A 26,793-nucleotide genomic window follows, 5' to 3' on the forward strand; every position below is an offset into this window, starting at 1 on the left:
AAGCATCTGCCAAGGAACGCCCCATCCCCATGCTGTACACACCGCTTCGCCTCTCTCCTCTCGCCGTCGCACTGTGGCTGGCCGCATCACCCAGCCACGCTGTGGAACTCGAACCCCAGGTCATCACCGCCAACCCTTTGGGCAACAGCCAGCTGGCCGCCCCCAGCACCGTGCTCGACGGCGACAACCTGCTGCAACAGCAGCACGGCAGCCTCGGTGAAACCCTGAACAAGCAGCCGGGGGTCGCTTCCACCTGGTTCGGCCCTGGCGCCAGTCGCCCGGTAATCCGTGGCCTGGATGGCGACCGCATTCGCATCCTGCGCAATGGCGTCGGCGCCCTGGATGCTTCATCGCTGTCCTACGACCACGCCGTGCCGCTGGACCCGGTGACCGTCGACCGCATCGAGATCGTCCGTGGCCCCGCTGCCCTGCTCTACGGCGGCAACGCCATCGGCGGCGTGGTCAACACCTTCGACAATCGCATCCCGGATACCCCCATCGAGGGCATCCAAGGTGCCGGTGAACTGCGCTACGGCGGCGCCGATACCACCCGCAGCAGTGCTGGCAAGCTGGAAGCCGGCAACGGTGCCTTTGCCCTGCACCTGGATGCCAACAGCCGCCAGTTCAACGACCTGCGCATCCCCGGTTACGCGCGCAGTTCCAAGGTGCGCGATGCCGACGAACCCGGCAGCAAGCACCGCCTGGAAAACAGCGACGGTCGCCAGGACGGTGGCGCCGTGGGTGGCGCCTACCATTGGGACCACGGTTACGCCGGCCTGTCGTACAGCCGCTACGACAGCAACTATGGCTCGGTAGCCGAGCCAGGTGTGCGCCTGGACATGAAGCAGGACCATTACGCCTTCGCCTCCGAACTGCGCGATCTGCAAGGCCCGTTCACTTCGGTCAAGGTCGATGCCGGCTACACCGACTACGAGCACCGTGAAATCGAAGAAGGCGAGGTTCACACAACCTTCAGGAACAAGGGCTATGAAGCACGTATCGAAGCCCGCCACCAACCGCTCGGGCCGGTAGAAGGCGTGATCGGTGCGCAGGTCAGCCGCAACGAATTCTCCGCCTTGGGCGAGGAAGCCTTCGTCCCGCACACCGACACCGACAGCCTGGCGCTGTTCATGCTGGAACAGTGGCAAGCTACCGAGCGCCTGAACCTGAGCCTGGGCGCACGCATGGAGCACACCCAGGTCGACCCGGATGCCAAAGGCAACGAGAACTTCGCCGACGCCGACAGCGCCAGCAGTTTCAACGCCTTCAGCCTGTCTTCCGGGGCGGTGTACCAGCTCGACCCGATCTGGGCGCTGGCCGCCAACCTCGGCTACACCGAGCGCGCCCCGACCTTCTACGAGCTGTATGCCAATGGTGCCCACGTGGCCACCGGAGCCTTTGAAGTCGGCGATGCCAGCCTGAACAAGGAAAAAGCCATTTCTGCCGACCTGGCCCTGCGTTTCGACAACGGCACCCACAAGGGCAGTGTCGGGGTGTTCTACAGCCACTTCCGCAACTACATCGGCCTGATCGGCACCGGCAACATCCGCGAGGGGCATGACCACGACCATGGCGAGGATGACCACGACCACGATCACGACCATGACGGTTTCCCGGAGTACCAGTACCAAGGCGTGCGGGCGCGCTTCTATGGCATCGAGGCCCAGGACCGCTGGCAACTGGTCGAGAACCGTTATGGCAGCTTCGCCCTGGAGCTCTCTGGTGACTACACCCGGGCGAAGAACCTCGACAATGGCGAACCGCTGCCACGTATCGCCCCGCTGCGCCTGAACAGCGGCCTGGTCTGGGAGCTGGACCGTTGGCAGGCGCGGGTCGATGTGCAGCACGCTGCGTCGCAGCATCGCAAACCGGCCAACGAAACCAGCACCGATGGCTACACCACGCTGGGGGCCAGCGTTGGCTACCGCTTCGAAGTTGGCCAGAGCCAGTGGCTGGCGTTTGTGCGCGGCGAGAACCTGACTGACCAGACCGTGCGCTATGCCAGCTCGATCCTGCGCGATATCGCCCCGGCGCCGGGGCGCAGCGTGGAAGTGGGCCTGCGTACCACCTTCTAACCTGACGCGATGCCTGTGGGAGCGGGTTTACCCGCGAATGCGATGCCAGGGCCACCGCCGCATTCGCGGGTGAACCCGCTCCCACAAGGTCCCTCCTTTATCCTCCTATCATCTGTACTGTTACCAGACAAGCAACAATCCAGTGCGACAATTTGTCTTTTTTTCTTACAACTTCCTCTATATCCTCCCCGCCGCAAGCTGAATCGCTTCATCGAAACCATCTTGTTGCCATATCCATTGAAGGGCGCGCCCTTCGATGCGCTTGCCGTTTATTCAATAATCAGAAGATAGCGCTATCTCATGCTCCAACTGCCCAAAACCTGTTACATCGGCCTTGCCCTCAGTGCGCTGGCGACTCCCACCGGCGCCAGCGAGATGTTCGCCAGCGATTCCCCATGGATGCTCGGCGACTGGGGTGGTACCCGCAGAGAACTGCTGGAAAAAGGCTACGACTTCACCCTCGGCTACACCGGCGAGATGGGCAGCAACCTGCAGGGTGGCTACGACCACGACCGCACCGCGCGCTACAGCGACCAGTTCACCTTCGGTAGCCACCTCGACCTGGAAAAGATCCTCGGCTGGCACGACACCGAATTCCAGCTGACCATCACCGAGCGTCATGGCGACAACATCAGCAACGACCGCATCAACGACCCACGTGTCGGCGGTTTCACCTCGGCCCAGGAGGTCTGGGGCCGTGGCGAAACCTGGCGGCTGACGCAGCTGTGGGTCAAGCAGAAGTACTTCGACGGCGCGCTGGACGTGAAATTCGGCCGTTTCGGCGAAGGCGAAGACTTCAACAGCTTCCCCTGCGACTTTCAGAACCTGGCCTTCTGCGGCTCGCAGGTAGGCAACTGGGTGGGTGGCATCTGGTACAACTGGCCGGTCAGCCAGTGGGCCCTGCGCGTGCGCTACAACCTCAACGATGCGCTCTACGCCCAGGTCGGCGTGTACGAGCAGAACCCCTCCAACCTGGAATCGGGCAACGGCTTCAAGCTCAGCGGCAGTGGCACCCAGGGCGCGGTAATGCCGATAGAACTGGTATGGAGCCCACGGGTCAATGGTCTGAAAGGGGAATATCGCGCCGGCTACTACTACAGTAATGCCAAGGCACAGGATGTTCTCAAGGACAGCAACGGCCAGCCGGCAGCCCTCAGCGGCGCCGCCTACCGCAGCAGTTCGAGCAAGCACGGCTTGTGGCTCGGGGCCCAGCAGCAGGTGACTTCGCTGGCGTCCGACCAGTCGCGTGGCCTGAGCCTGTTCGCCAACGCCACGGTGCACGACAAGAAGACCAATGCCATCGACAACTATGTTCAGGCAGGACTGGTATACAAAGGGCCCTTCGACGCCCGCGCCAAGGACGACATCGGTTTCGCCCTCGCCCGCGTGCACGTCAACCCTGCCTACCGCAAGAACGCGCGCCTGGCCAACCAGGCCAGCGGTATCGACGACTACGACAACCCCGGTTTCCTGCCGGTGCAGGACACCGAGTACAGCGCCGAGCTGTATTACGGCATCCACCTGGCCGACTGGCTCACGGTACGCCCCAACCTGCAATACATCCGCCACCCGGGCGGGGTGTCGCAGGTCGATGGCGCCCTGATCGGCGGCCTGAAGATCCAGAGCAGTTTCTAACCCCTTTTTGACCTGACGGAGAACCTACGATGAGCACTGAAGGTGCCAACAATGGAAGCCGCTGGCTACCGCGCCTGATCGGCGCGCTGCTGTTGCTGATGGGCCTGGCCCTGCTGGCCGGTGGCATCAAGCTCAGCCAGCTGGGCGGATCGCTGTACTACCTGATCGCCGGTATCGGCTTTGCCCTGTCGGGCATCCTGCTGCTTGCCCAGCGCCGCATCGCCCTTGGCCTTTACGGCCTGGTACTGCTGGGCAGTACCGTATGGGCCCTGCTCGAAGTGGGCCTGGACTGGTGGCAACTGGTACCGCGCCTGGCCATCTGGTTTGCCATCGGCGTGGTTCTGCTGCTGCCCTGGGCGCGTCGCCCGCTGATCGGCCCGGCCAGCAAGGCCAATACTGCGCTGCTCGGCGTTGCAGTGGTCGCTTCGGGCGCTTGCGCCCTGGGCAGCCAGTTCACCCACCCCGGTGAAGTGTTCGGCGAACTGGGCCGCGACAGCAGCGAGATGGCCAGCGCCGCCCCGGCCATGCCCGACGGTGAATGGCAGGCCTACGGGCGTACCGAGCACGGCGACCGCTATTCGCCACTGCGCCAGATCACCCCGCAGAACGCCTACCGCCTGGAGGAGGCATGGCGCATCCGCACCGGTGACCTGCCAACCGAAAACGACCCGGTGGAGCTGACCAACCAGAACACCCCGCTGAAGGTCAACGGCATGCTCTATGCCTGCACCGCGCACAGCCGCCTGCTGGCTCTGGACCCGGACACCGGAGCGGAAATCTGGCGCTACGACCCTCAGGTCAAGAGCCCGGTCGGCACCTTCAAGGGCTTTGCCCACATGACCTGCCGTGGCGTTTCGTACTATGACGAAAACCGCTACGTCAGCCGCGACGGCAGCCCGGCACCGAAAATTACCGAGGCCGGCCAGGCCGTGGCCCAGGCCTGCCCTCGCCGCCTCTACCTGCCGACTGCGGACGCCCGCCTGATCGCCATCAACGCCGACAACGGCAAGGTCTGCGAAGGCTTCGCCAACCAGGGCGTGATCGACCTTACCACCGGCATCGGCCCGTTCACCGCTGGCGGCTATTACTCCACCTCGCCAGCCGCGGTCACCCGTGACCTGGTGATCATCGGTGGCCATGTCACCGACAACGAGTCGACCAACGAGCCATCCGGCGTGATCCGCGCCTACGACGTGCATGACGGCCACCTGGTGTGGAACTGGGACAGCAACAACCCGGACGACACCCAGCCACTGGCGCCCGGCAAGATGTACAGCCGCAACTCGGCCAACATGTGGTCGATCGCCAGCGTCGACGAAGACCTCGGCATGATTTATCTGCCTCTGGGCAACCAGACCCCGGACCAGTGGGGCGCGAACCGCACCCCGGGTGCCGAGAAGTACAGCGCCGGCGTTGTCGCCCTGGACCTTGCCACCGGCAAGGCTCGCTGGAACTACCAGTTCACCCACCACGACCTGTGGGACATGGACGTCGGCAGCCAGCCGACCCTGGTCCACCTGAAGACCGACGATGGCGTGAAGCCGGCAATCATCGTGCCGACCAAGCAAGGCAGCCTGTACGTGCTCGACCGCCGCGACGGTACGCCGATCGTGCCGATCCGCGAAATCCCCACCCCGCAAGGTGCGGTGAAGGGCGATCACACCTCGCCGACCCAGGCCCGCTCCGACCTCAACCTGCTTGGCCCCGAGCTGACCGAACAGGCCATGTGGGGTGCCACGCCGTTCGACCAGATGCTGTGCCGCATCCAGTTCCGCGAGCTGCGTTACGAAGGCCAGTACACTCCACCGTCCGAGCAAGGCTCTCTGGTCTACCCGGGCAACGTCGGTGTGTTCAACTGGGGTAGCGTGTCGGTCGACCCGGTGCGCCAACTGCTGTTCACCTCGCCCAACTACATGGCTTTCGTGTCGAAGATGATCCCGCGTGAGCAAGTTGCCGAGGGCAGCAAGCGCGAAAGCGAGACCAGCGGCGTGCAGCCGAACACCGGCGCGCCGTACGCAGTGACCATGCACCCGTTCATGTCGCCACTGGGCGTACCGTGCCAGGCCCCGGCCTGGGGCTATGTCGCCGCCATCGACCTGTTCACCAACAAGGTGGTGTGGAAGCACAAGAACGGCACCACCCGCGACAGCACCCCGGTGCCGATCGGCCTGCCGGTTGGCGTGCCGAGCATGGGCGGCTCGATCGTCACCGCTGGTGGCGTCGGCTTCCTCAGCGGCACCCTGGACCAGTACCTGCGCGCCTATGACGTGAACAACGGCAAGGAACTGTGGAAAGCCCGCCTGCCAGCGGGTGGCCAGGCCACGCCAATGACCTACAGCGGCAAGGATGGCAAGCAGTACGTGCTGGTGACTGCTGGCGGGCATGGCTCGCTGGGCACCAGGATGGGCGATTACATCATCGCCTACAAACTGGCTGAGTAATCCAGAGATGCGGCAGTGAACCTGCTGCCGCATTCGCGGGTAAACCCGCTCCCACAGATACGGCGCTGCCCCCAAGGTCGGCGCCGTATCTGTGGGAGCGGGTTTACCCGCGAAAAGGCCGGTACAGGTATCACTTCTCTCTGCGCCCTTCGTCTACCATTGAAACCCATCCCCCCGCGCCCCATCTAAGCACCATAGTCATTCACGCAGGTGCCCCATGAGCGACCAGCAGGATTTCCCGGAACATCCCGACGAACACAGCGAAGTCGAACACACCACTCCCCAGGCCGAAACCGGCCACGCCCTCGCCCTGCCCGGCCAGCAGTTGCCGGACAAGGTCTACGTGATCCCGATCCACAACCGTCCGTTCTTCCCGGCCCAGGTGCTGCCGGTCATCGTCAATGAAGACCCTTGGGCAGAAACCCTCGACCTGGTAGCCAAGACGCCAGACCACAGCCTGGCCCTGTTCTTCATGGATACTCCGCCAGAAGATCACCGCCATTTCGACACCTCGGCGCTGCCCCAGTACGGCACGCTGGTGAAGGTGCACCACGCCAGCCGCGAGAACGGCAAGCTGCAGTTCGTCGCCCAGGGCCTGACCCGGGTACGCATCCGTACCTGGCTCAAGCACCACCGCCCGCCGTACCTGGTAGAGGTCGAATACCCGCGCCAGCCCGCCGAGCCGACCGACGAGGTCAAGGCCTACGGCATGGCCCTGATCAACGCGATCAAGGAGCTGCTGCCGCTCAACCCGCTGTACAGCGAAGAGCTGAAGAACTACCTCAACCGCTTCAGCCCCAACGACCCGTCGCCACTCACCGACTTCGCCGCCGCCCTCACCTCGGCTACCGGCAGCCAGTTGCAGGAAGTGCTCGACTGCGTGCCCATGCTCAAGCGCATGGAAAAGGTCCTGCCGATGCTGCGCAAGGAAGTCGAGGTCGCGCGCTTGCAGAACGAGATCTCGGCCGAGGTCAACCGGCAGATCGGCGAGCACCAGCGCGAGTTCTTCCTCAAGGAACAGCTCAAGGTCATCCAGCAGGAGCTGGGCCTGACCAAGGACGACCGCAGCGCCGACCTCGAGCAGTTCGAGCAGCGCCTCGAAGGCAAGACCCTGCCGGACCAGGCGCGCAAGCGCATCGACGAAGAGATGGGCAAGCTGGCCATCCTCGAAACCGGCTCGCCCGAATACGCTGTCACCCGCAACTACCTGGACTGGGCAACCGCCCTGCCCTGGGGCGTGTACGGCAAGGACAAGCTCGACCTCAACCACGCACGCAAGGTCCTCGACCAGCACCACGCCGGCCTCGATGACATCAAGGAGCGCATTCTCGAATTCCTCGCCGTGGGCGCCTGGAAAGGCGAGATCAGCGGCTCGATCGTGCTGCTGGTTGGCCCGCCCGGGGTCGGCAAGACCAGCATCGGCAAGTCCATCGCCGAATCGCTCGGCCGGCCGTTCTACCGCTTCAGTGTCGGCGGCATGCGTGACGAGGCCGAGATCAAGGGCCACCGCCGCACCTACATCGGCGCCCAGCCCGGCAAGCTGGTGCAGGCCCTGAAGGACGTCGAAGTGATGAACCCGGTGATCATGCTCGACGAGATCGACAAGATGGGCCAGAGCTACCAGGGCGACCCGGCTTCAGCACTGCTGGAAACACTCGACCCGGAGCAGAACGTCGACTTCCTCGACCACTACCTCGACCTGCGCCTGGACCTGTCCAAGGTACTGTTCGTGTGCACCGCCAACACCCTGGACTCGATCCCCGGGCCATTGCTCGACCGCATGGAAGTGATCCGCCTGTCCGGCTACATCACCGAAGAGAAACTGGCCATCGCCAAGCGCCACCTGTGGCCCAAGCAGCTGGAAAAGGCCGGTGTGGCCAAGACCAGCCTTGGTATCAGCGACAGTGCCTTGCGCGCGGTGATCGAAGGCTATGCCCGAGAAGCCGGGGTGCGCCAGCTGGAGAAACAACTGGGCAAGCTGGTGCGCAAGGCAGTGGTCAAGCTGCTGGATAACCCCGAGGCCAAGCTGAAGATAGGCACCAAGGACCTGGAAGCCGCGCTTGGCATGCCCGTGTTCCGCAGCGAGCAAGTGCTTGCCGGCAAAGGCGTGATCACCGGCCTGGCCTGGACCAGCATGGGTGGCGCCACTCTGCCGATCGAAGCCACCCGCATCCACACTCTCAACCGGGGCTTCAAGCTGACCGGCAAGCTGGGTGATGTGATGAAAGAGTCAGCCGAAATCGCCTACAGCTACGTCAGCTCCAACCTCAAACAGTTCGGTGGTGACCCGGGTTTCTTCAACGAAGCGTTCATTCACCTGCACGTGCCCGAAGGCGCCACGCCAAAGGACGGCCCGAGTGCCGGCATCACCATGGCCAGCGCCCTGTTGTCGCTGGCCCGTGACCAGGCGCCCAAGAAAGGCGTGGCCATGACTGGCGAGCTGACGCTGACCGGGCAGGTGCTGCCGATTGGCGGTGTGCGCGAGAAGGTGATTGCGGCGCGGCGGCAGAAGATCTTCGAACTGATCTTGCCGGAGCCTAACCGTGGGGACTATGAAGAACTGCCGGATTATCTGCGCGAAGGCCTGACCGTGCATTTTGCCAAGCGCTTTGCCGACGTGGCGAAAGTGCTGTTCTAGCCAGCACCGGCCTCTTCGCGGGTAAACCCGCTCCCACAGGGATAGCGCAGGGCTTGAGCCCAGTGAGATCACTGTGGGAGCGGGTTTACCCGCGAAAGGGCCGGCACAGACAACACAAATCTACTCGATCATCGGTTATCCTCAGGCCATCGTCAGCCTCCGGAGCCAACATGACCGCCCCTCGTCTGCTCGTTCCCCTGAGCTTCGCCCTGCTTTCTGCCTGCGCCAATCAGCCCACCCGGCCGGTTGCACTCGATGCCGAAAGCGAATGCCCGACGCGCCTGCAGGTTGGCCAGACGCTGACCCTGACGCTGCCAAGCAACCCGTCCACCGGTTACCGCTGGCGGGTCGAAAACCCAGCCGCGAACGTGCTGCAAAGCCTCGGCCCGGAGGTGTACAGCGCCCCGGAAGAAGACGATGTGGTCGGCAGCGCCGGTGTCTCGACCTGGCGCTACCAGGCCAGCGGCACCGGCGATGGCCAGTTGGTGCTGATCTACCAGCAGCCGTGGGCTGCAGATGTTGCCCCGGTACAGACTTTCGATTGCAGGATCGTCGTCCGCTGACCGCAGCGGCTGCTCCATGAACACCCTGAGGCTGAAGCGCTGCCATGGCAAGAATCGCGGCCTTTGGCTAAAATGCGCCTCCGTTTCACCCTGTATCGAGCCCTCCGTGAGCAAACAACCCGACCGCCTTTTCGCCCAGCCCCTGGAGCAGGTGCCCGACTTCGTCTTCAACGAGGATGTGGTGCGTGTGTTCCCGGACATGATCAAGCGCTCGGTGCCGGGCTACCCGACCATCGTCGAGAACCTCGGCGTGCTGGCCGCGCGCTTCGCCCAGCCGCACACCACGCTGTACGACCTGGGTGCGTCGCTGGGCGCCGTTACCCAGTCGCTGCGCCGCCATGTGCGCAGTGACGGCTGCCGGGTTGTTGCCGTGGACAACTCAGCGGCCATGGTCGAACGTTGCCGTCAGTACCTCACCGCCCAGGACTCGATGTTCCAGGAACTGCTGCCGGTGCAAGTGCTGGAAGCCGACATCCTGGCCCTGCCCTTCGAGCCCGCCTCGGTGGTGGCGATGAATTTCACCCTGCAGTTCATCGCCCCCGACCAGCGCCTGGAACTGCTCGGCCGTATCCGCCAGGCGCTGTTGCCCGGTGGTGCGCTGATCCTCTCGGAAAAACTGCGCTTCGCCGATGATGAACAGCAGGACTTGCTCAATGAACTGCACCTGGACTTCAAGCGTGCCAATGGCTACAGCGAACTGGAGATTGCCCAGAAGCGCAGCGCCATCGAGAACGTGATGAGGCCCGATACCCTCGAAGCCCACCAGGCGCGCCTGCGCGCAGCCGGTTTCTCGAAGGTGGTGCCCTGGTTCCAATGCCTTAATTTCGCCTCTTTGATTGCCCTGCCATGATCGATCTGTCCCCCCTCGTCCGCCGCCTGGCGGGCACGCCCCTGGCTTCCTGGTCGCAAGGCCTGCAAGCGCAACTGGAAGCCAAGCTGGAGAAGGGCCACGGCGACCTCGACCGCTGGCGTGGTGCGCTGGAAGCCCTTCCCGCCCTGCAGCCGAGCGAAATCGACCTGGCCAACGGGCTGCGCCTGGACTGCGATTGCGACGACGCGACCCGCGCGCAGATGCGTCAGGCATTGATGGGCCTGTCGCCTTGGCGCAAAGGGCCGTTCGACCTGTTCGGGGTGCATGTGGACACCGAGTGGCGTTCGGACTGGAAATGGTCCCGGGTTGGCCCGCACCTGGACCTCAAGGGCAAGCGTGTGCTCGACGTGGGCTGCGGCAACGGCTACTACCAGTGGCGCATGCTCGGTGCCGGTGCCGACATAGTTGTTGGCGTCGACCCGAACTGGCTGTTCTTCTGCCAGTTCCAGGCCGTCCAGCAATACCTGCCAGAGTTGCCCGCATGGCACCTGCCGTTCGCCCTCGAAGACCTGCCGGCCAACCTCGAAGGTTTCGATACGGTGTTTTCCATGGGGGTGTTCTATCACCGCCGCTCGCCTATCGAGCACCTGCTGGCGCTCAAGGACTGCCTGGTCAAAGGTGGCGAACTGGTGCTGGAAACCCTGGTGATCGAAGGTGACGAAAACCAGGTACTGGTACCTGAGGACCGCTATGCACAGATGCGCAACGTCTGGTATCTGCCGTCGGTACCAGCCCTGGAGCGCTGGTTGCGCCGGGCCGGTTTCAGCGATGTGCGGTGCGTCGACGTAAGCGTGACCAGCGTCGAAGAACAGCGCAGCACCGAGTGGATGCGCTACCAGTCACTGGTCGACTTCCTTGACCCGAACGACCACAGCAAGACCATCGAAGGCCTGCCGGCTCCACGTCGCGCCACCCTGCTGGCACGCAAATAAAAAAAGACGCCCGGATGGGCGTCTGAATACATCTGCGCCGAGGAACTGACGCGGCGCAGGTGCTGTAACTTCAATCCTTGGCCAACTCGCGGGCCCTCTCCTGCGCCTTGCGCTCACGTTCGGCAACGGCCTGTTGCTTGTCGCCGTGCAGGCGCTGCTGGTCTTCGCGGAACGCTTGCCAGAATTGTTTCGAACGTTCCGCACCGCCCTCGGCATAAACACTGGCGCTGCCCAGGGCAAGGGTGGCCAACAGCAGGTATTTGGTCAGGTTCATCGTGGTTGCCTCGTGATAACCGATCAGACACGGCCATCCTAGCGAGGGCTAGCTAACAGCAAGGTGAGGCGCGGATTACAGTCTTGCAATGTGGCCCTGTGTTGTCAGTGCTGGCCGCTTCGCGGGTAAACCCGCTCCCACAGGAACTGCGGGGATTTTCAGCGTCTGTGAAGACCCTGTGGGAGCGGGTTTACCCGCGAAAGGGCCGCAACAGGACAGCCAGATAACGCCAGCATTACAAATCCGTTATCTGCGCCGCACGCCCTTACTCATGCCGTAACATCCTGCCCGTTGACCCTGATGTCACTACAGGGTCGAGAATCGCCCCTTTCATCACACCGAGCCCACCCATGCGTCTACTGATCATCGAGGACGAACTGCGCACCGCCGATTACCTGCAGCAGGGCCTGCGCGAGAACGGCTACGTGGTCGACTGCGCCCACACCGGCACCGATGGCCTGCACCTCGCCCGCCAGCAGCCCTACGACCTGGTCATTCTCGACGTCAACCTGCCCGAACTCGATGGCTGGACCGTGCTGCAGCGGCTACGTGCCGAATCGACCACACGTATCATGATGCTCACCGCCCACGGCCGCCTGGCCGACCGGGTCAAGGGCCTGGACCTGGGGGCCGACGACTACCTGCTCAAACCCTTCGAGTTTCCTGAACTGCTGGCCCGCATCCGCAGCCTGCTGCGTCGCAACGATCAGCAACTGCAGCCCAGCACCCTGCGCGTCGCCGATCTGGAGCTGGACCCCGCCCGCCACCGCGCTTACCGTGCCGGGCAGCGTATCGACCTGACCGCCAAGGAATTCGCCTTGCTGCACCTGCTGATGCGCCAGACTGGCGAGGTGCTGTCGCGCACCCAGATCATCTCGCTGGTGTGGGACATGAACTTCGACTGCGACACCAATGTGGTCGAGGTTTCGATCCGGCGCCTGCGGGCAAAGATCGACGACCCGTTCGACGACAAGCTGATCCATACCCTGCGTGGCGTCGGCTACGTGCTCGAGGCACGCTTTTGAACAACGCCAGCCTGTCACTGCGCCTGGGCCTGAGCGTGACGCTGATGGGCGCCGCACTGGTGCTGCTGCTGGCTTGCCTGGCCGTGTTCGCCCTTGATCACGAACTGGACAACCGCGCACGCAAGGACCTGGCGCGCAAGATGCTGCAGGTCGAGCACAACCTGCGCGTCGACCTGCGTAGCGAAGACCTGGGCAGCCGCGCCCATCCCTTGCTCGACCTGGTGATGGGGCACGACAACCTCAGCCTCAGCGTGCTGGCCCTGGAAGGCCGCCACCCGCACCTGCTCAGCCTGGGACCAGCGCTTGAATCGCAGGTAGGCGAGCTGCGCACCGATGCCCACCTGGCCTTTCATGCCTGGCGCGACAGCAAAGGTAACCAGATCCTTACCGCGACCCGGCTGATGCGCCTGCGCGACGACACCCCAGTCAGGGTGATGATGTCGCTCAACCGCGCCGACGACAACGCCCTGCTACAGGCTTACCTGCATTCCACCTTGCTGGCGTTGCCGCTGCTGTTGCTGTTGATCGGCGCTGGCGCCAGGTGGCTGACCCGGCGCGGCCTGAAGCCCTTGCGCCACTTCCGCCGCATTGCCGGGCAGGTGTCGGCGCAAGACTTGCAACATCGCCTGCCAGCGAGCGGCCTGCCGCTGGAACTGGCAGAGCTGGCCAGCAGCATCAATGTGATGCTCGATCGGCTCGATCAGGGGGTCAGCCAGCTGTCGCAGTTTTCCGACGACCTCGCCCATGAGCTGCGTACCCCCTTGAGCAACCTGATGGGCAAGGCCCAGGTGACCCTGGCCCGTGAACGGGACAACGCCAATTACCGCGAAGTGCTGGAAGACAGTATCGAAGAGCTGACCCGGCTCAACCGCATCATCAACGACATGCTGTTTCTTGCCCAGGTCAGCCAGCCTCAAGCCCAGGTGGTGCTGAAACCCATGGCATTGGCCGACGAAACTGCTCGGGTTGTCGAACTTTTCGCGTTCAGTGCCGAACTGAAAGACGTTGAGCTGCGTGTTCAGGGCTGGGGGACGGCACTGGGGGATCGGCTGATGTTTCAACGGGCATTGTCGAATCTGCTGAGCAATGCGATTCGGCACTGCCCCGATGGCAAGCCCGTAGAGTTGCGCATCGAGCGCCTGGGTAGTGAAATTCGGCTTTCGGTGGAAAACCAGGGGCCTGGTATTGCTGCAGAGCACCAGTCGCGCTTGTTCGAGCGGTTTTACCGGGTTGGCTCGGGGCGCTCGCGGCTGGAAGGCGGGACCGGGTTGGGGCTGGCGATCGTCAAGTCGATCATGCAGCTGCATGGCGGGCGGGTCGAGGTCAGCAGCAGCCCATTGGGGCCTACCCGGTTTACCCTGGTGTTTCCTGCCGATTGATCTTTCGCCTGTGCCGGCCTCTTCGCGGGTGAACCCGCTCCCACAGGTACCCTACAGGGCTGGGGCTTGTGCGCCCCCTCTGGGAGCGGGTTTACCCGCGAAGGGACCGGTACAGGCGACCAACGATCAGCGCGAAGCCGCCACGATCAGCGCCTTCATCTCGGCCACGGCCGCCTTGAAGCCGACAAACAGCGCATGCGCCACCAGCGCATGGCCGATGTTCAGTTCATTGATGCCCTTGATCGCGGCAACCGCCTCGACGTTGTGGTAATGCAGGCCATGCCCGGCATTGACGATCAGCCCCTGCCCCACCCCGAACGCCACACCATCGACGATACGCTTGAGCTCCTCAGCCACATCAGTCGGGGTTTCGGCGTCGGCGTACCGCCCGGTGTGCAGTTCGATGGCTGGCGCTCCAACACGACGCGATGCCTCGATCTGCCGCTCGTCGGCATCGATGAACAGCGACACTTCGGCACCGGTACGCGACAGGCGCTCAACCGCAGCCTTGATCCGTGCCTCCTGGCCCGCCACATCCAGGCCGCCTTCGGTGGTCAGTTCCTGACGGGTTTCGGGTACCAGGCAGATGTGCGCCGGGCGAATCTTCTCGGCAAAGGCCATCATCTCTTCGGTGACGCCCATCTCGAAGTTCATGCGGGTCTGCAGCACGTCCTTGAGCAGCACCACGTCACGCTCCTGGATGTGCCGGCGGTCTTCACGCAGATGCACGGTGATGCCATCGGCGCCAGCTTCCTCGGCATCCAGGGCAGCCTTGACCGGATCAGGGTAACGCGTGCCCCGGGCCTGACGCAGGGTCGCCACGTGGTCGATGTTTACGCCGAGAAGCATGCGGTTGCTGTGAGTCACGAAAGGCTCTCCTGAAGATTGAGCCCCACAGCATACGTCCTGATCAGCGCTTGCGAAACAGTTCCCGGCTGACCAGCGGTTTTCCCCCCAGGTGAACCGCCAGGGCCTGGCGCATCAGGCGCTTGGCGGCGAGCAAGGCGCCTGGCGCATTCCAGTCGGCTTCAGCCAGGGCCACCAGTTCGGTGCCGCGGAACAGGCCGGGTTGCGCCAACTCCACCCGCTCCAGGCCGGCGTCCACACGCAAGCGGTACAGGCCGTCGACCGCGATCGGCTGGTCATTGACGTCGTGATGCAACGAAAACGCGTAACCGAGCTCGTCCAGCATCCGCCATTCGAATGAGCGCAGCAGCGGCTCCAGCGGGCGACCGGCGGCCAAGGCCTGCAAGGTCAGGGTGTAGTGCTCGAACAGCGCCGGGAAAGGCGCTTCGGCGGGCAGCAGGCGCATGAGCAGTTCGTTGAGGTACAACCCGCTGAACAGGGCATCGCCGTGCAGCCAGGCGGCGATGCCGGCGCTGTCCATGCGGCCGACATTCTTCAGCTCGCCACGCCCGCGCAGCTCCAGCTCCAGCGGCACGAACGGCCGCACCAGGCTGCCACCCTTGCCACGCGCACGGCGCAGCACGGCGCGCATGCGGCCCTGCGGGGTGAAAAAGTCCACCAGCGCGCTGGTTTCCTTGTAGGCACGGCTGTGCAGCACGTAAGCTGGCTGGCCAACAGGTTGTTCCATAAACGCTCTCTAAAAGCCCCAGACAACTGTGGGAGCGGGTTTACCCGCGAATGCGATGGTGAACCCACTGACGCATTCGCGGGTAAACCCGCTCCCACAGAGTAACCTGAGCCGTCAGGCGAATTTACAGGTCGCCGTAGCCCAGCGAACGCAGGGCACGCTCGTCGTCGGACCAGCCGCCTTTCACCTTGACCCACAGGTTGAGCATGACCTTGGAGTCGAACAGCACCTCCATGTCCTTGCGCGCCTCGGAGCCAATGCGCTTGATACGCTCGCCCTTGTCGCCAATGATGATTTTCTTCTGGCCGTCGCGCTCGACCAGGATCAGCGCGTGAATGTGCAGCACATGGCCCTGCTGCTTGAATTCTTCGATCTCCACGGTGATCTGGTACGGCAATTCCGCACCCAGCTGGCGCATGATCTTCTCGCGCACCAGTTCGGCGGCCAGGAAGCGGCTGCTGCGGTCAGTGATCTGGTCTTCGGGGAAGAAGTGATCGTTTTCGGGCAAGTGCTTGGCGATCTGGGCTTCCAGCGCTTCGAGGTTGTGCCCCTGCTGCGCGGAAATCGGCATGACCTCGGCGTTCGGCAATTGCTCCTGCAGCCACTGCAAGTGCGGGATCAGCTCGGCCTTCTCTCCCATGCGATCGGTCTTGTTGACCGCGATGATCAATGGGCCCGTCACGTACTGCACACGCTCCAGCACCAGTTGGTCCTCGTCGGTCCATTTGGTGCGGTCGACCACGAAGATCACCACGTCGACGTCTTTCAGGGCCGCCGAGGCATTGCGGTTCATGTAGCGGTTCAAGGCCTTGTCGTTGGCCTTGTGCATACCTGGGGTATCGACGTAGATCGCCTGCACGTCACCCTCGGTCTTGATGCCGAGCATGTTGTGACGGGTGGTTTGTGGCTTGCGCGAGGTAATCGCCAGTTTCTGGCCGAGGATGTGGTTGAGCAGGGTCGACTTGCCCACGTTGGGGCGGCCGACGATGGCCACGTAGCCGCAGCGGGTCGGGTTGCTATCAGTCATTGCCATTCTCCACGCCCAGGGCGATCAATGCAGACGCGGCGGCGACTTGCTCGGCAATACGCCGGCTGACGCCCTGACCACGGCTCTTGTTGTTCAGCAGCACTACCTCGCATTCGACGAAGAAGGTACGGCAATGAGGTTCGCCCTGGATATCCACCACTTCGTAACGTGGCAGCTCACAGCTGCGCGACTGCAGAAACTCCTGCAGGCGGGTTTTCGGGTCCTTGTTGGTATCGACCAGGGTCAGCCCCTCGAACTCGTCGGCCAGCCAGGCCAGCACGCGCTCACGGGCAGTATCCATGTCGGCGTCCAGGTAGATGGCGCCAATCAGCGCCTCCAGGGCATCGGCCAGGATCGACTCGCGGCGGAAGCCACCGCTCTTGAGTTCCCCCGAGCCCAGGCGCAGATAGTCACCCAGGTCGAAACCACGGGCCAGACGAGCCAGGGTCTCACCCTTGACCAGGCGCGCACGCAGGCGCGACAGCTGGCCTTCGCGGGCCTGCGGAAAGCGCTCGAACAGCGCCTCGCCGGCGACGAAGTTGAGAATGGCGTCACCGAGAAACTCCAGGCGCTCGTTGTTGCGCCCGGCGTAGCTGCGATGGGTCAGGGCCAGAAGCATCTGGTCCTGGTTCTTGAAGGTATAGCCGAGCTTTCGCTCCAGACGGGCAAGGGAAGCAGTCATGCGGCCACCCGTTCGTTGTTCAACGCGTTGTTCAAATCAACATCCTGAAAGACTGTTTGGCTGTGGCCCGCCGCGATGTGCGGCGAATCTCCCGATCCCTGAGAACACAGCCTATGTCAGAAATGCATTCGGCGCTGCCTGCTGGCCAGCGCCGATGGGTATCAATGGATCAGACCGACCCGCGACAGGTTGGGCAGGTGGCTGAGTTTGGGCTCTGGCCAGCTCATCCACACCGCGAAGGCCTTGCCGACGATGTTCCGGTCCGGAACCATGCCGTGCAGCTCCTTCGGGATGTTCGGGTCATCCCAGTAACGGCTGTCGTTGGAGTTGTCGCGGTTGTCGCCCATCATGAAGTAATGGCCTGCCGGCACGGTCCATTGCTGGTCCGGCGGCATGCGGTAACGGCTCATTTCCTTGCGGATCAGGTGTTCGGCCTCGCCGAGCTTTTCCTTGTACAGCTCGGCGCTGCCCAGGGTGCCCGGTTCGGTGCCCACCAGTTGTTCGGCAATTGGCTGGCCGTTGACGAACAACCGCTTGTCGCTGGTGTAGCGCACCTGGTCGCCCGGCAAGCCAACCACTCGTTTGATGTAGTTGACGTTCGGGTCGCTCGGGTAGCGGAACACCATCACATCACCGCGTTGCGGGTCACCCACTTCGATGACCTTCTTGTCGATCACCGGCAGGCGAATGCCATACGAGAACTTGTTCACCAGGATGAAGTCGCCCACTTCCAGGGTCGGTTTCATCGACCCCGACGGAATCTGGAACGGCTCGACCAGGAACGAACGCAGCACCAGCACGATGAACAGCACCGGGAAGAACGACTTGCCGTATTCAACCAGCAATGGCTCCTTGCCCAGGCGCTCGACCACCGCCATCTCGGGCTGGCTGACGCTGCCCTGGTAGTTGGCGATTGCCGCACGCCGGCGCGGGGCCAGGAACAGCAGGTCGATCAAGCCCAGCAGGCCGCAGACGAAGACGGCGATGACTAGCAACAGCGGGAAATTTAGCGACATAGGACCTAGCTATCCAACCTGAGCACGGCGAGGAAGGCTTCCTGTGGAATCTCCACGTTACCCACCTGTTTCATGCGTTTCTTACCGGCCTTCTGCTTCTCCAGCAGCTTCTTCTTACGGCTGACGTCACCACCGTAGCACTTGGCCAGTACGTTCTTTCTGAGCGCCTTGACGGTTGTCCGCGCGATGATCTGGCCGCCGATAGCTGCCTGGATCGCCACATCGAACATCTGCCGAGGGATCAGTTCCTTCATCTTTTCGGTCAACGCACGGCCCTTGTAGGCCGCGTTGTCGCGGTGCACGATCAATGCCAGGGCATCGACCTTGTCGCCGTTGATCAGTACATCCAGCTTGACCAGGTTGGCCGACTGGTAGCGATCGAAATGATAGTCCAGCGAAGCATAGCCGCGGCTGGTGGACTTGAGCCGGTCGAAGAAGTCCAGCACCACTTCGTTCATCGGCAGGTCGTAGCGCACCTGCACCTGGCTGCCGAGGAACTGCATGTCGCGCTGCACGCCACGCTTCTCGATGCACAGGGTGATGACGTTGCCCAGGTGCTCTTGCGGCACCAGAATGGTGGCGGTGACGATCGGCTCGCGGAAATCGGCGACAGCTGAAACGTCTGGCAGCTTCGACGGGTTGTCGACGGTGATGGTTTCACCGGTTTTCAGTTCCAGCTCGTAGATCACGCTTGGCGCGGTGGTAATCAGGTCCAGGTCGTATTCGCGCTCCAGGCGCTCCTGGATGATTTCCATGTGCAGCATGCCGAGGAAACCGCAACGGAAGCCGAAGCCCAGGGCGTCGGAGCTTTCCGGCATGTACTGCAGCGACGAGTCGTTCAGGGTCAGCTTCTGCAGCGCATCGCGGAAGTCCTCGAAGTCGTCGGAGCTTACCGGGAACAGGCCGGCATAGACCTGCGGCTGGATCTTCTTGAAGCCTGGCAGCACCTCGACCTCAGGGGTCGTGGACAGGGTCAGGGTGTCACCGACCGGGGCACCGTGGATGTCCTTGATGCTGGCGATAATGAAGCCCACTTCGCCGGCCTTCAGGTCGGCGGTCTGGGTGTGCTTCGGGGTGAACACGCCCACGCTGTCGACCAGGTGCACCTTGCCGGTGGACTTGACCAGGATCTTGTCGCCTTTCTTGACGCGGCCTTGGCGCACGCGCACCAGCGAGACCACGCCCAGGTAGTTGTCGAACCAGGAATCGATGATCAGCGCCTGCAGAGGGGCGTCGATCTCGCCTTCAGGCGCCGGAATGGTATGCACCAGGCGCTCGAGCACCTCGTCCACGCCCATGCCGCTCTTGGCGCTGCAGGCCACGGCGTCGGTGGCGTCGATACCGATGATCTTCTCGATCTCGTCCTTGACGCGATCCGGGTCGGCCTGGGGCAGGTCCATCTTGTTCAGAACCGGCATGACTTCCAGGCCCTGCTCGATGGCGGTATAGCAGTTGGCCACGGACTGGGCCTCGACACCCTGGCCGGCGTCCACGACCAGCAACGCGCCTTCACAGGCTGCCAGGGAGCGTGAGACTTCGTAGGTGAAGTCGACATGGCCGGGGGTGTCGATGAAGTTCAGCTGGTAGGTCTTGCCGTCCTGCGCCTTGTAGTGAAGCGTGACGCTGTGGGCCTTGATGGTGATACCGCGCTCACGCTCCAGGTCCATGGAATCGAGCACCTGGGCTTCCATTTCGCGTGCCGACAGGCCACCGCACATCTGGATGAAACGGTCGGCCAGCGTCGACTTGCCATGGTCGATGTGGGCGATGATGGAGAAATTGCGGATATGACTCAAATCACTCACGGGTCAACACTCGAAAAGGCTGCGAGCCGGACGCCCGCCGAAAAATAGCCGGGAATTGTACCTTAAGCTGCCGGGATATGGGAGATTCCTCTATCGGGCTGTGCACAGCATTCGCCCCGGCAATTGTGAATTTTCATGAAAAAGGGCAGCCGAAGCTGCCCTTTTCTCCTTGCGAACCCGCTTACTCAGCCAGCTTGAAGGTAATGAAGCTGGCACGGCCCTGACGCAGCACGCGCATCGACACCGAACGGTTCTTTGGCAGTTCCTTGGCGATTTCGGTGAATTCCTTCGCCGAACCGATGGCCTGGTTGTTCAGGTGGCTGATGACATCACCTGGGCGCAGGCCGATCATCGCGGCCGGGCCATCCTGGACTTCCTTGATGACCACGCCGCCCTTGAGTTCCAGGGCTTTCTTCTGCTCGGCGGTCAGGTCGGCCACCGAGACGCCCAGGCGGTTGCTGCTGCGCTCTGCGCTGCCTTCGGCACCGGTACCGATGTCGGCGTCTTCGTCGGGGAGTGCGCCAACGCTGATGTCGAGGTTCTGGCGCTTGCCGTTGCGGATGATCTCCAGCTTGGCCTTTTCGCCATCCTTGAGGCTGCCGACCAGATGCGGCAGGTCGGCCGACATGATGATCGGCTGACCGTTCATGCTCAGGATCACGTCACCCACCTGCAGGCCGCCCTTGGCTGCCGGGCCGTTTTCCAGCACCTGTGCCACCAGGGCACCGGCCGGCTTGTCCAGGCCGAACGATTCAGCCAGGTCCTTGTTGACTTCCTGGATCACCACGCCCAGCCAGCCGCGGCTGACCTTGCCGTCTTTCTTCAGCTGATTGGAGACATCAATCGCCACATCGATCGGAATCGCGAACGAAAGGCCCATGAAACCGCCGGAACGGGTGAAGATCTGCGAGTTGATACCCACTACTTCGCCATTCATGTTGAACAGCGGGCCGCCGGAGTTGCCCGGGTTGATGGCCACATCGGTCTGGATGAACGGTACGTAGGTGTCGTTGGGCAGGGTACGGCCCTTGGCACTGACGATACCTTTGGTCACCGAATGGTCGAAGCCGAACGGCGAACCGATGGCCAGTACCCACTCGCCCACCTTGAGCTTCTCGGAGTCACCCAGCTTGACGGTCGGCAGGTTCTTGCCCTCGACCTTGAGCAGGGCCACATCGGTGCGCGGGTCGGTGCCGACCAGCTTGGCTTGCAGCTCGCTGCGGTCCGACAGGCGGACGATGATCTCGTCGGCATCGGCTACCACGTGGTTGTTGGTCAGCACGTAGCCATCGCTGGAAATGATGAAGCCCGAACCCAGCGACTGGGCTTCGCGCTGGCGGTCGCCACGCGGCGAGCGTGGCTGCTGCGGCATATTGCGCTCGAAGAATTCGCGGAACATCGGCGGCAGGCCTTCCAGGTCGGGCATCTGCCCGGCGGCCATGCGGCGGTCCGGCAGTTTCTGCTTGGTACTGATGTTGACCACGGCCGGCGAGGCCTGCTCGACCAGGGTAGTGAAGTCCGGCAGGGCTTCCTCGGCCTGGGCGCTGAGCACCTGGCCGAGCATCAGCACGGCGGCGAACATCGATAGGTAGGATTTCAAGCGTGGTATTGACATACGGCTCCCGTCACAACGAGCGGTAGTTTAGAAAGGCCCCTGCACAAAGCAGGAAAGGCCAGGCTCCTAGAAGCCTGACCTATAGAAAATTTGCCGATGGATTGCAAATGACAATGCTTTAATTTCATTTCAGCGGCATGCCCGCGTGCCTTGCGTCAGGCCCGCAAAAGCGCGCCATCACTGGCGCGCCTGGCCATCCTGTGGGCGCATGGACAGCGCCACACGCTCTGCGGTACCCAGCGGAATTTCGCCGACCACGGTAACCATGACCTTACCCTTGGGGGTGTTGAGGCGACGGGAAACCGCCGAAGTCGGGCCTAGCTGAGTGCGCATGTCGGTCCCGCCCTCATCCTTTACCGGCTCGAGGAACACCGAGAAACGTGCCAGGCCATCGTCATACATCAGGCTGCTGACCGTGCTGTCCTGCTTCGGATCGCGGCGTACCGAACTGTTGACCAGTTCGAAACCAGGCGGCAGCCAGTCCGAGCGCCAGCCGGCGACCGTGTCATGGGCGCTAGCGGCCACATGCTGCACCGGCTTGCACGCAGTGCTGGCGCGCAGCTGGTCATCGCTGGGCGCTGCAGTATCGAGACGGGTCATCTGGAAGCGCTCCAGCAATTGCCCCTTGTCGTTGACCATCAACGAGCGCAGCGGCAGACCGGTAGCACGGTCCAGGTGCAATTCGAAGGCATAGCGGTGCTGGTCGCGCGGGGTGAGCGTCACGATCACGGCATCGCGCCCGGCGACCCGTGACTTGCCCGCCACGCTCAAGTCATACCAGCCCATCAGTTTCAGTGGATCAAGCACACGCTGCGCGGTGTCCGGGGGCGCCGTCACACCACTGGCCAAGGCCCCGCTGACGCACTCTACCTTGCCATCCAGGCGCACGATCTCCTGGGCAGTACCATCGAGCTGCAACAGCCGCTCGCTGACCTTGCCGTCGTCGACCCTGTGCCAGATCTCGTGGGAAGAGAAACTGCCGTTGCGTTCGTAGACAAAAGAGCCTTGGTAGCTCTGCTTTTGCTCGGCCTGTGCCAGCTTGCTCAGCCACTCGCTCGCCTCGGGCGAGGAGTTGGCGGCCAACGCTGGCACCGTCATGCAGCTGCCAATCAGCAGCGACAGGAGAGGTAGCGCGCGCATGATCCTCCTTACTTAACGGTTTTCCAGGCTGGCGGCGCGGGCATATGGCAATGCGGTTTCAGTGCCCTTGAGCGCAGATTCCTGGGCATGCTGGCGCAGGTAGCCTGGCAGACGCTGATCCCAGCCGGCCTGGTTCTGCAGCACGCCGTTGGCCATCGGCCCGGTCGGTTGCTCACTGCTCTCACTATAGCCTGCCAAAACGGCGGGGCCTTGTGCTTGTGGCACACTCAGGCCTTGCTGGGCAGGTTGCTGGGCAGCAAGCTCGGCGCCAGTGATCTCGTCCTGGTTGTACATGCGCACACCGGCCAGCACCGCTACGGTGACCGAGGCAGCCACCGCCAGGCGGCCAATGCTGCGCCATGGCCCTTTCTTGGCCTTGGCCGGCACGGCTTCGTCAGCCAGCGCTGCAGACACCGCCGAGGCGATATCCAGGTCAGGCAGCAGCAGCTCCTTGTGCATGGCTGCGCGGGCAACCTGGTAACGCGACCAGGTGGCTCGGGTTTCAGCATCGTCTACGGCGTTCAACACACGACGCAGTTCAAGCTCGTCCGCTTCGTTATCCATCACCGCGGACAGCGATTCCTGCAAAGCTTCACGACTCATGGCGGTTCCTCTCTTGGCTGTCGCCGCTGTCTCAGGTTTCCTGCAGCAAAGGTTGCAGGGCTTTGTCTATTGCCTCCCGAGCGCGGAAGATTCGAGAGCGCACGGTACCCACCGGACATTGCATGACACTCGCAATGTCTTCGTAACTCAGCCCGTCGAACTCGCGCAGGGTCAGCGCCGTACGCAGGTCTTCGGGCAGTTGCTGGATGGTGCGATGGACAGTGCCTTCGATTTCATCCCGCAACAACGAGCGTTCTGGGGACTCGAGATCCTTGAGACCATGATCGCCGTCGTAAAACTCCGCATCCTCGGAGCTCACATCACTATCTGGTGGCCGTCTTCCACGGGACACCAGGTAATTCTTCGCCGTGTTGATGGCGATGCGGTACAGCCACGTATAGAACGCACTGTCGCCGCGGAAGTTGCCAAGCGCACGGTAGGCCTTGATGAAGGCTTCCTGTGCTACATCCTGGGCCTCGTGGGTATCGTGAACGAACCGCACGATCAACCCGAGAATCTTGTGCTGATACTTCAGCACCAACAGATCGAACGCTCGCCTGTCGCCGCGCTGAACGCGCTCGACAAGCTGCTGATCCTCTTCCTGGGTTAGCATGAACACTCCTCAGTGAACTCGAAGGAGCGTTGCATCAGCCATCGTTCAGGCTTGCAACCATAGACTCGGGCTTTGCGCAAAAGTTCTCCCCTCCAAGCAAGTTTCCTGCAGCCCTTGGTCGGCTTGCACGAAAGACGCGGCACGGTCACGGCCGGCTACGTCGATAATCAGGTTTCGAGTACGCAGGGACAGCCCGGACAGGCCTGCCGCCCTGCGTCGCCGCGGCAAGTTGTGGCGCGTGGGCAGCCTTCATAGGATTTGCGGCCATGCCGGAAAGTTCCCACAAAGGTTGTCGCGACCAGGCAAGTGGCATGGAAATTGGCCACCGGGGGCTGCTATAAAGGCAACCCGGCCAGCTTTAACGATAGTTTCACAATGCCATCGGCGCGTGACTATTGTGCCGCGCCCCCTCCAAAGAATACTAGTGTCCCGACATGAGCCAACAATTCCAACATGATGTCCTGGTGATCGGCAGCGGTGCCGCCGGTCTCAGCCTGGCACTGAACCTCCCCAGCCACCTGCGAGTCGCCGTACTCAGCAAGGGCGACCTGGCCAACGGCTCGACCTTCTGGGCCCAGGGCGGTGTCGCGGCAGTGCTGGACAATACCGATACCGTCCAGTCGCATGTCGAGGACACCCTCAATGCCGGCGGCGGCCTTTGCCATGAAGAGGCAGTACGCTTTACCGTCGAACACAGCCGCGAAGCCATCGAGTGGCTGATCGAGCAAGGTGTGCCCTTTACCCGTGACGAGCACTACAGCGTCGACGACGGCGGCTTCGAGTTCCACCTGACCCGCGAAGGCGGTCATAGCCACCGGCGCATCATCCACGCTGCCGATGCCACCGGCGCCGCTATCTTCACCACGCTGCTGGGGCAGGCCCGCCTGCGTCCGAACATCCAGTTGCTGGAGCAGCGCGTGGCGGTCGACCTGATCACCGAGCGTCGCCTCGGCCTGCCTGGCGAACGCTGCCTGGGTGCCTATGTGCTCGACCGCAACACCGGCGAAGTGGACACCTTCGGCGCGCGTTTCACCGTGCTCGCCACTGGCGGTGCGGCCAAGGTCTACCTGTATACCAGCAACCCCGATGGTGCCTGCGGCGACGGCATCGCCATGGCCTGGCGGGCCGGTTGCCGGGTGGCGAACCTGGAGTTCAACCAGTTCCACCCGACTTGCCTGTATCACCCACAGGCCAAGAGTTTCCTGGTCACCGAAGCCCTGCGCGGCGAAGGCGCCCTGCTGCGCCTGCCCAATGGCGAGCGTTTCATGCCACGCTTCGACCCCCGCGAAGAACTGGCCCCGCGCGACATCGTGGCCCGCGCCATCGACCACGAAATGAAGCGCCTGGGCGTGGACTGCGTGTACCTGGACATCACCCACAAGCCGGCCGACTTCATAAAGAGCCACTTCCCCACCGTGTACGAGCGCTGCCTGGGCTTCGGCATCGACATCACCCGCCAGCCGATCCCGGTGGTACCGGCAGCGCACTATACCTGCGGCGGGGTGATGGTCGACGATCGCGGCCACACCGATGTGCCGGGCCTTTATGCTATCGGCGAAACCAGCTTCACCGGCCTGCATGGCGCCAACCGCATGGCCAGCAACTCGCTGCTGGAATGCTTCGTCTATGGCCGTGCCGCTGCGGCCGACATCCAGGCGCACCTGGATGAAGTAACCATGCCCAAGGCCCTGCCCGGCTGGGACGCCAGCCAGGTCACCGACTCGGACGAGGACGTGATCATTGCGCACAACTGGGACGAACTGCGGCGTTTCATGTGGGACTACGTCGGCATCGTGCGCACCAGCAAGCGCCTGCAACGGGCGCAGCACCGTATTCGCCTGCTACTGGACGAAATCGACGAGTTCTACAGCAACTACAAGGTCAGCCGCGACCTGATCGAATTGCGCAACCTGGCGCAGGTGGCCGAATTGATGATCCTGTCCGCCATGCAGCGCAAGGAAAGCCGCGGGCTGCATTACACCCTGGATTACCCGGGAATGCTGGATGAGGCCAAGGACACTATTCTTAGTCCGCTCTGAAAGTTGTAGCGCCTGCGAGATCGAGCGCCGCCGCGCGGCGCTCGATCTCGCAGGCGCTGTAGCTGCCACGACGAACACCTGTCAGCCCTGACTCGCCCCCACCTCGCCCCACCTGCGCCGACTGAATTTCAGCCGCACCCGCAAACGCCGATGCTCATCAGCGCCCATTGCATCCCCCGGTACGCACTGGCTCTGCCCCATCCATCGCTCCGCCCGTACAAAGCGCAACACCACCAGCCCCGGCAACGCCACGCTGTCCCGGCACAAGCGCACCGGCTGCCAGCCACGGGCACGGCTGAACACCTGCCAGCCGCGCACATCACGGCGCAGGCCGACAACGGCATGCTCATGCGTCAGCAGAATACGTCGGGGAATGGCCCAGCCAGCGTGGGCAATACAGGCGATGACAACAGCAAGGGCCGGCCACCTGGGCAGCGGGCTCGCCCATACGGCGAGCCAAGCCAGTACCTGGCAACCCAGGTAGGCCGCCAGCAGCAGGCGCGAGCCTTGCCAGCGGCACTCGAAGCACTCACTTGGGCTGGACACGGTCCAGGATGATGCGGACCATGCGCTGCAGCTCCGGGTCTTCGGACTCGGTGCGTTCCATGAACCAGCCGAACATGTCCTGATCCTCGCAGCTCAACAGGCGCACGTAGAGTTCACGGTCGGTCTCGTTGAGAGTGGGGTAGACTTCCTGGGTGAAAGGCACCAGCAGTACGTCCAGTTCCAGCATGCCGCGGCGGCTGTGCCAGAAAAGCCGGTTGAGTTCAGTTTGTTCGACCATGGGGCCCTCCTCGAATGGCCCGCCAGTATACAGCCAGGCGAG

General features: G+C 63.1%; 23 protein-coding genes. 10 read left to right on the plus strand and 13 right to left on the minus strand.

Annotation, left to right across the window (positions count from 1 at the left end; all coding sequences use genetic code 11):
• Window positions 1–29 precede the first annotated feature (29 nt).
• The 7 genes from RIN61_RS06020 to cmoB all read left to right on the plus strand — a co-directional run bounded on the left by RIN61_RS06020 (window position 30) and on the right by cmoB (window position 11,155).
• Window positions 30–2,075 carry a TonB-dependent receptor gene (locus RIN61_RS06020; RefSeq protein ID WP_313856236.1) on the plus strand — a complete coding sequence of 682 codons (2,046 nt, stop codon included), beginning with the start codon at window positions 30–32 and terminating at the stop codon, window positions 2,073–2,075.
• Window positions 2,076–2,375: 300 nt separating this feature from the next.
• Window positions 2,376–3,710, plus strand: a complete 1,335-nt coding sequence (locus tag RIN61_RS06025; protein WP_313856238.1) for a carbohydrate porin — start codon at window positions 2,376–2,378, stop codon at window positions 3,708–3,710.
• Between the two features lie 29 nt (window positions 3,711–3,739).
• Entirely contained in the window at window positions 3,740–6,151 is a 2,412-nt protein-coding gene (locus tag RIN61_RS06030; protein WP_207877353.1) for a glucose/quinate/shikimate family membrane-bound PQQ-dependent dehydrogenase, read from the plus strand.
• Between the two features lie 217 nt (window positions 6,152–6,368).
• A complete protein-coding gene (gene lon / locus RIN61_RS06035; RefSeq protein WP_112250563.1) occupies window positions 6,369–8,789 on the plus strand; it encodes an endopeptidase La in 2,421 nt (806 codons plus the stop codon).
• A gap of 170 nt (window positions 8,790–8,959) precedes the next feature.
• The gene (locus RIN61_RS06040; protein WP_215520785.1) at window positions 8,960–9,352 is read left to right on the plus strand and encodes a protease inhibitor I42 family protein; all 393 of its coding nucleotides are present in this window, start codon (window positions 8,960–8,962) and stop codon (window positions 9,350–9,352) included.
• 106 nt (window positions 9,353–9,458) lie between these two features.
• On the plus strand, window positions 9,459–10,202 hold the full coding sequence (gene cmoA / locus RIN61_RS06045; RefSeq protein WP_112250559.1) for a carboxy-S-adenosyl-L-methionine synthase CmoA: 744 nt from the start codon (window positions 9,459–9,461) through the stop codon (window positions 10,200–10,202).
• On the plus strand, window positions 10,199–11,155 hold the full coding sequence (gene cmoB, locus RIN61_RS06050) for a tRNA 5-methoxyuridine(34)/uridine 5-oxyacetic acid(34) synthase CmoB (RefSeq protein ID WP_252378889.1): 957 nt from the start codon (window positions 10,199–10,201) through the stop codon (window positions 11,153–11,155). Before cmoA ends, cmoB begins: the two co-directional genes overlap by 4 nt.
• A gap of 70 nt (window positions 11,156–11,225) precedes the next feature.
• Here the strand turns inward: cmoB and RIN61_RS06055 are convergent, their stop codons facing one another.
• On the minus strand, window positions 11,226–11,429 hold the full coding sequence (locus RIN61_RS06055; RefSeq protein ID WP_112250555.1) for a hypothetical protein: 204 nt from the start codon (window positions 11,427–11,429) through the stop codon (window positions 11,226–11,228).
• Between the two features lie 350 nt (window positions 11,430–11,779).
• Here RIN61_RS06055 and RIN61_RS06060 point away from each other — a divergent pair, with 350 nt between their 5' ends.
• Both RIN61_RS06060 and RIN61_RS06065 read left to right on the plus strand, forming a co-directional pair.
• Entirely contained in the window at window positions 11,780–12,454 is a 675-nt protein-coding gene (locus RIN61_RS06060; protein ID WP_112250553.1) for a heavy metal response regulator transcription factor, read from the plus strand.
• Complete coding sequence (locus tag RIN61_RS06065; protein WP_313856244.1) at window positions 12,451–13,833, plus strand: heavy metal sensor histidine kinase; 1,383 nt, start codon at window positions 12,451–12,453, stop codon at window positions 13,831–13,833. The genes RIN61_RS06060 and RIN61_RS06065 overlap by 4 nt, the downstream gene beginning before the upstream one ends.
• Before the next feature lie 126 nt (window positions 13,834–13,959).
• Here the strand turns inward: RIN61_RS06065 and pdxJ are convergent, their stop codons facing one another.
• The 10 genes from pdxJ to rpoE all read right to left on the minus strand — a co-directional run bounded on the left by pdxJ (window position 13,960) and on the right by rpoE (window position 23,928).
• Window positions 13,960–14,682 carry a pyridoxine 5'-phosphate synthase gene (pdxJ, locus tag RIN61_RS06070; protein WP_243432208.1) on the minus strand — a complete coding sequence of 241 codons (723 nt, stop codon included), beginning with the start codon at window positions 14,680–14,682 and terminating at the stop codon, window positions 13,960–13,962.
• 61 nt (window positions 14,683–14,743) lie between these two features.
• On the minus strand, window positions 14,744–15,427 hold the full coding sequence (gene recO, locus RIN61_RS06075; protein WP_207877345.1) for a DNA repair protein RecO: 684 nt from the start codon (window positions 15,425–15,427) through the stop codon (window positions 14,744–14,746).
• Between the two features lie 124 nt (window positions 15,428–15,551).
• Window positions 15,552–16,454, minus strand: coding sequence for a GTPase Era (gene era / locus RIN61_RS06080; protein ID WP_313856247.1), 903 nt, complete (start codon window positions 16,452–16,454; stop codon window positions 15,552–15,554).
• Entirely contained in the window at window positions 16,447–17,136 is a 690-nt protein-coding gene (gene rnc / locus RIN61_RS06085; protein ID WP_313856249.1) for a ribonuclease III, read from the minus strand. Before rnc ends, era begins: the two co-directional genes overlap by 8 nt.
• Window positions 17,137–17,297: 161 nt before the next feature.
• Window positions 17,298–18,152 (minus strand): signal peptidase I, encoded by an 855-nt coding sequence (gene lepB, locus RIN61_RS06090; RefSeq protein ID WP_003258486.1) that lies wholly within the window; start codon window positions 18,150–18,152, stop codon window positions 17,298–17,300.
• A gap of 5 nt (window positions 18,153–18,157) precedes the next feature.
• Complete coding sequence (lepA, locus tag RIN61_RS06095) at window positions 18,158–19,957, minus strand: translation elongation factor 4 (RefSeq protein WP_112250540.1); 1,800 nt, start codon at window positions 19,955–19,957, stop codon at window positions 18,158–18,160.
• 181 nt (window positions 19,958–20,138) lie between these two features.
• Complete coding sequence (locus tag RIN61_RS06100) at window positions 20,139–21,539, minus strand: DegQ family serine endoprotease (RefSeq protein WP_370290353.1); 1,401 nt, start codon at window positions 21,537–21,539, stop codon at window positions 20,139–20,141.
• Window positions 21,540–21,749: 210 nt separating this feature from the next.
• Window positions 21,750–22,712, minus strand: coding sequence for a MucB/RseB C-terminal domain-containing protein (locus RIN61_RS06105; protein WP_112250538.1), 963 nt, complete (start codon window positions 22,710–22,712; stop codon window positions 21,750–21,752).
• Between the two features lie 12 nt (window positions 22,713–22,724).
• Window positions 22,725–23,315, minus strand: a complete 591-nt coding sequence (locus RIN61_RS06110) for a sigma-E factor negative regulatory protein (protein ID WP_112250536.1) — start codon at window positions 23,313–23,315, stop codon at window positions 22,725–22,727.
• 31 nt (window positions 23,316–23,346) lie between these two features.
• Window positions 23,347–23,928, minus strand: coding sequence for an RNA polymerase sigma factor RpoE/AlgU (gene rpoE / locus RIN61_RS06115; RefSeq protein WP_003252049.1), 582 nt, complete (start codon window positions 23,926–23,928; stop codon window positions 23,347–23,349).
• Window positions 23,929–24,362: 434 nt separating this feature from the next.
• Here rpoE and nadB point away from each other — a divergent pair, with 434 nt between their 5' ends.
• Window positions 24,363–25,967 carry an L-aspartate oxidase gene (gene nadB / locus RIN61_RS06120; RefSeq protein WP_112250534.1) on the plus strand — a complete coding sequence of 535 codons (1,605 nt, stop codon included), beginning with the start codon at window positions 24,363–24,365 and terminating at the stop codon, window positions 25,965–25,967.
• Window positions 25,968–26,048: 81 nt separating this feature from the next.
• Here the strand turns inward: nadB and RIN61_RS06125 are convergent, their stop codons facing one another.
• Together RIN61_RS06125 and RIN61_RS06130 are read right to left on the minus strand one after the other, a co-directional pair.
• The gene (locus RIN61_RS06125; RefSeq protein WP_112250532.1) at window positions 26,049–26,513 is read right to left on the minus strand and encodes a protein YgfX; all 465 of its coding nucleotides are present in this window, start codon (window positions 26,511–26,513) and stop codon (window positions 26,049–26,051) included.
• The gene (locus tag RIN61_RS06130; protein WP_003252043.1) at window positions 26,497–26,751 is read right to left on the minus strand and encodes an FAD assembly factor SdhE; all 255 of its coding nucleotides are present in this window, start codon (window positions 26,749–26,751) and stop codon (window positions 26,497–26,499) included. Before RIN61_RS06130 ends, RIN61_RS06125 begins: the two co-directional genes overlap by 17 nt.
• Between the last annotated feature and the right edge of the window lie 42 nt (window positions 26,752–26,793).

The sequence above is a fragment of the Pseudomonas inefficax genome (assembly GCF_032164165.1).
Classification (GTDB): Bacteria; Pseudomonadota; Gammaproteobacteria; order Pseudomonadales; family Pseudomonadaceae; genus Aquipseudomonas; species Aquipseudomonas inefficax.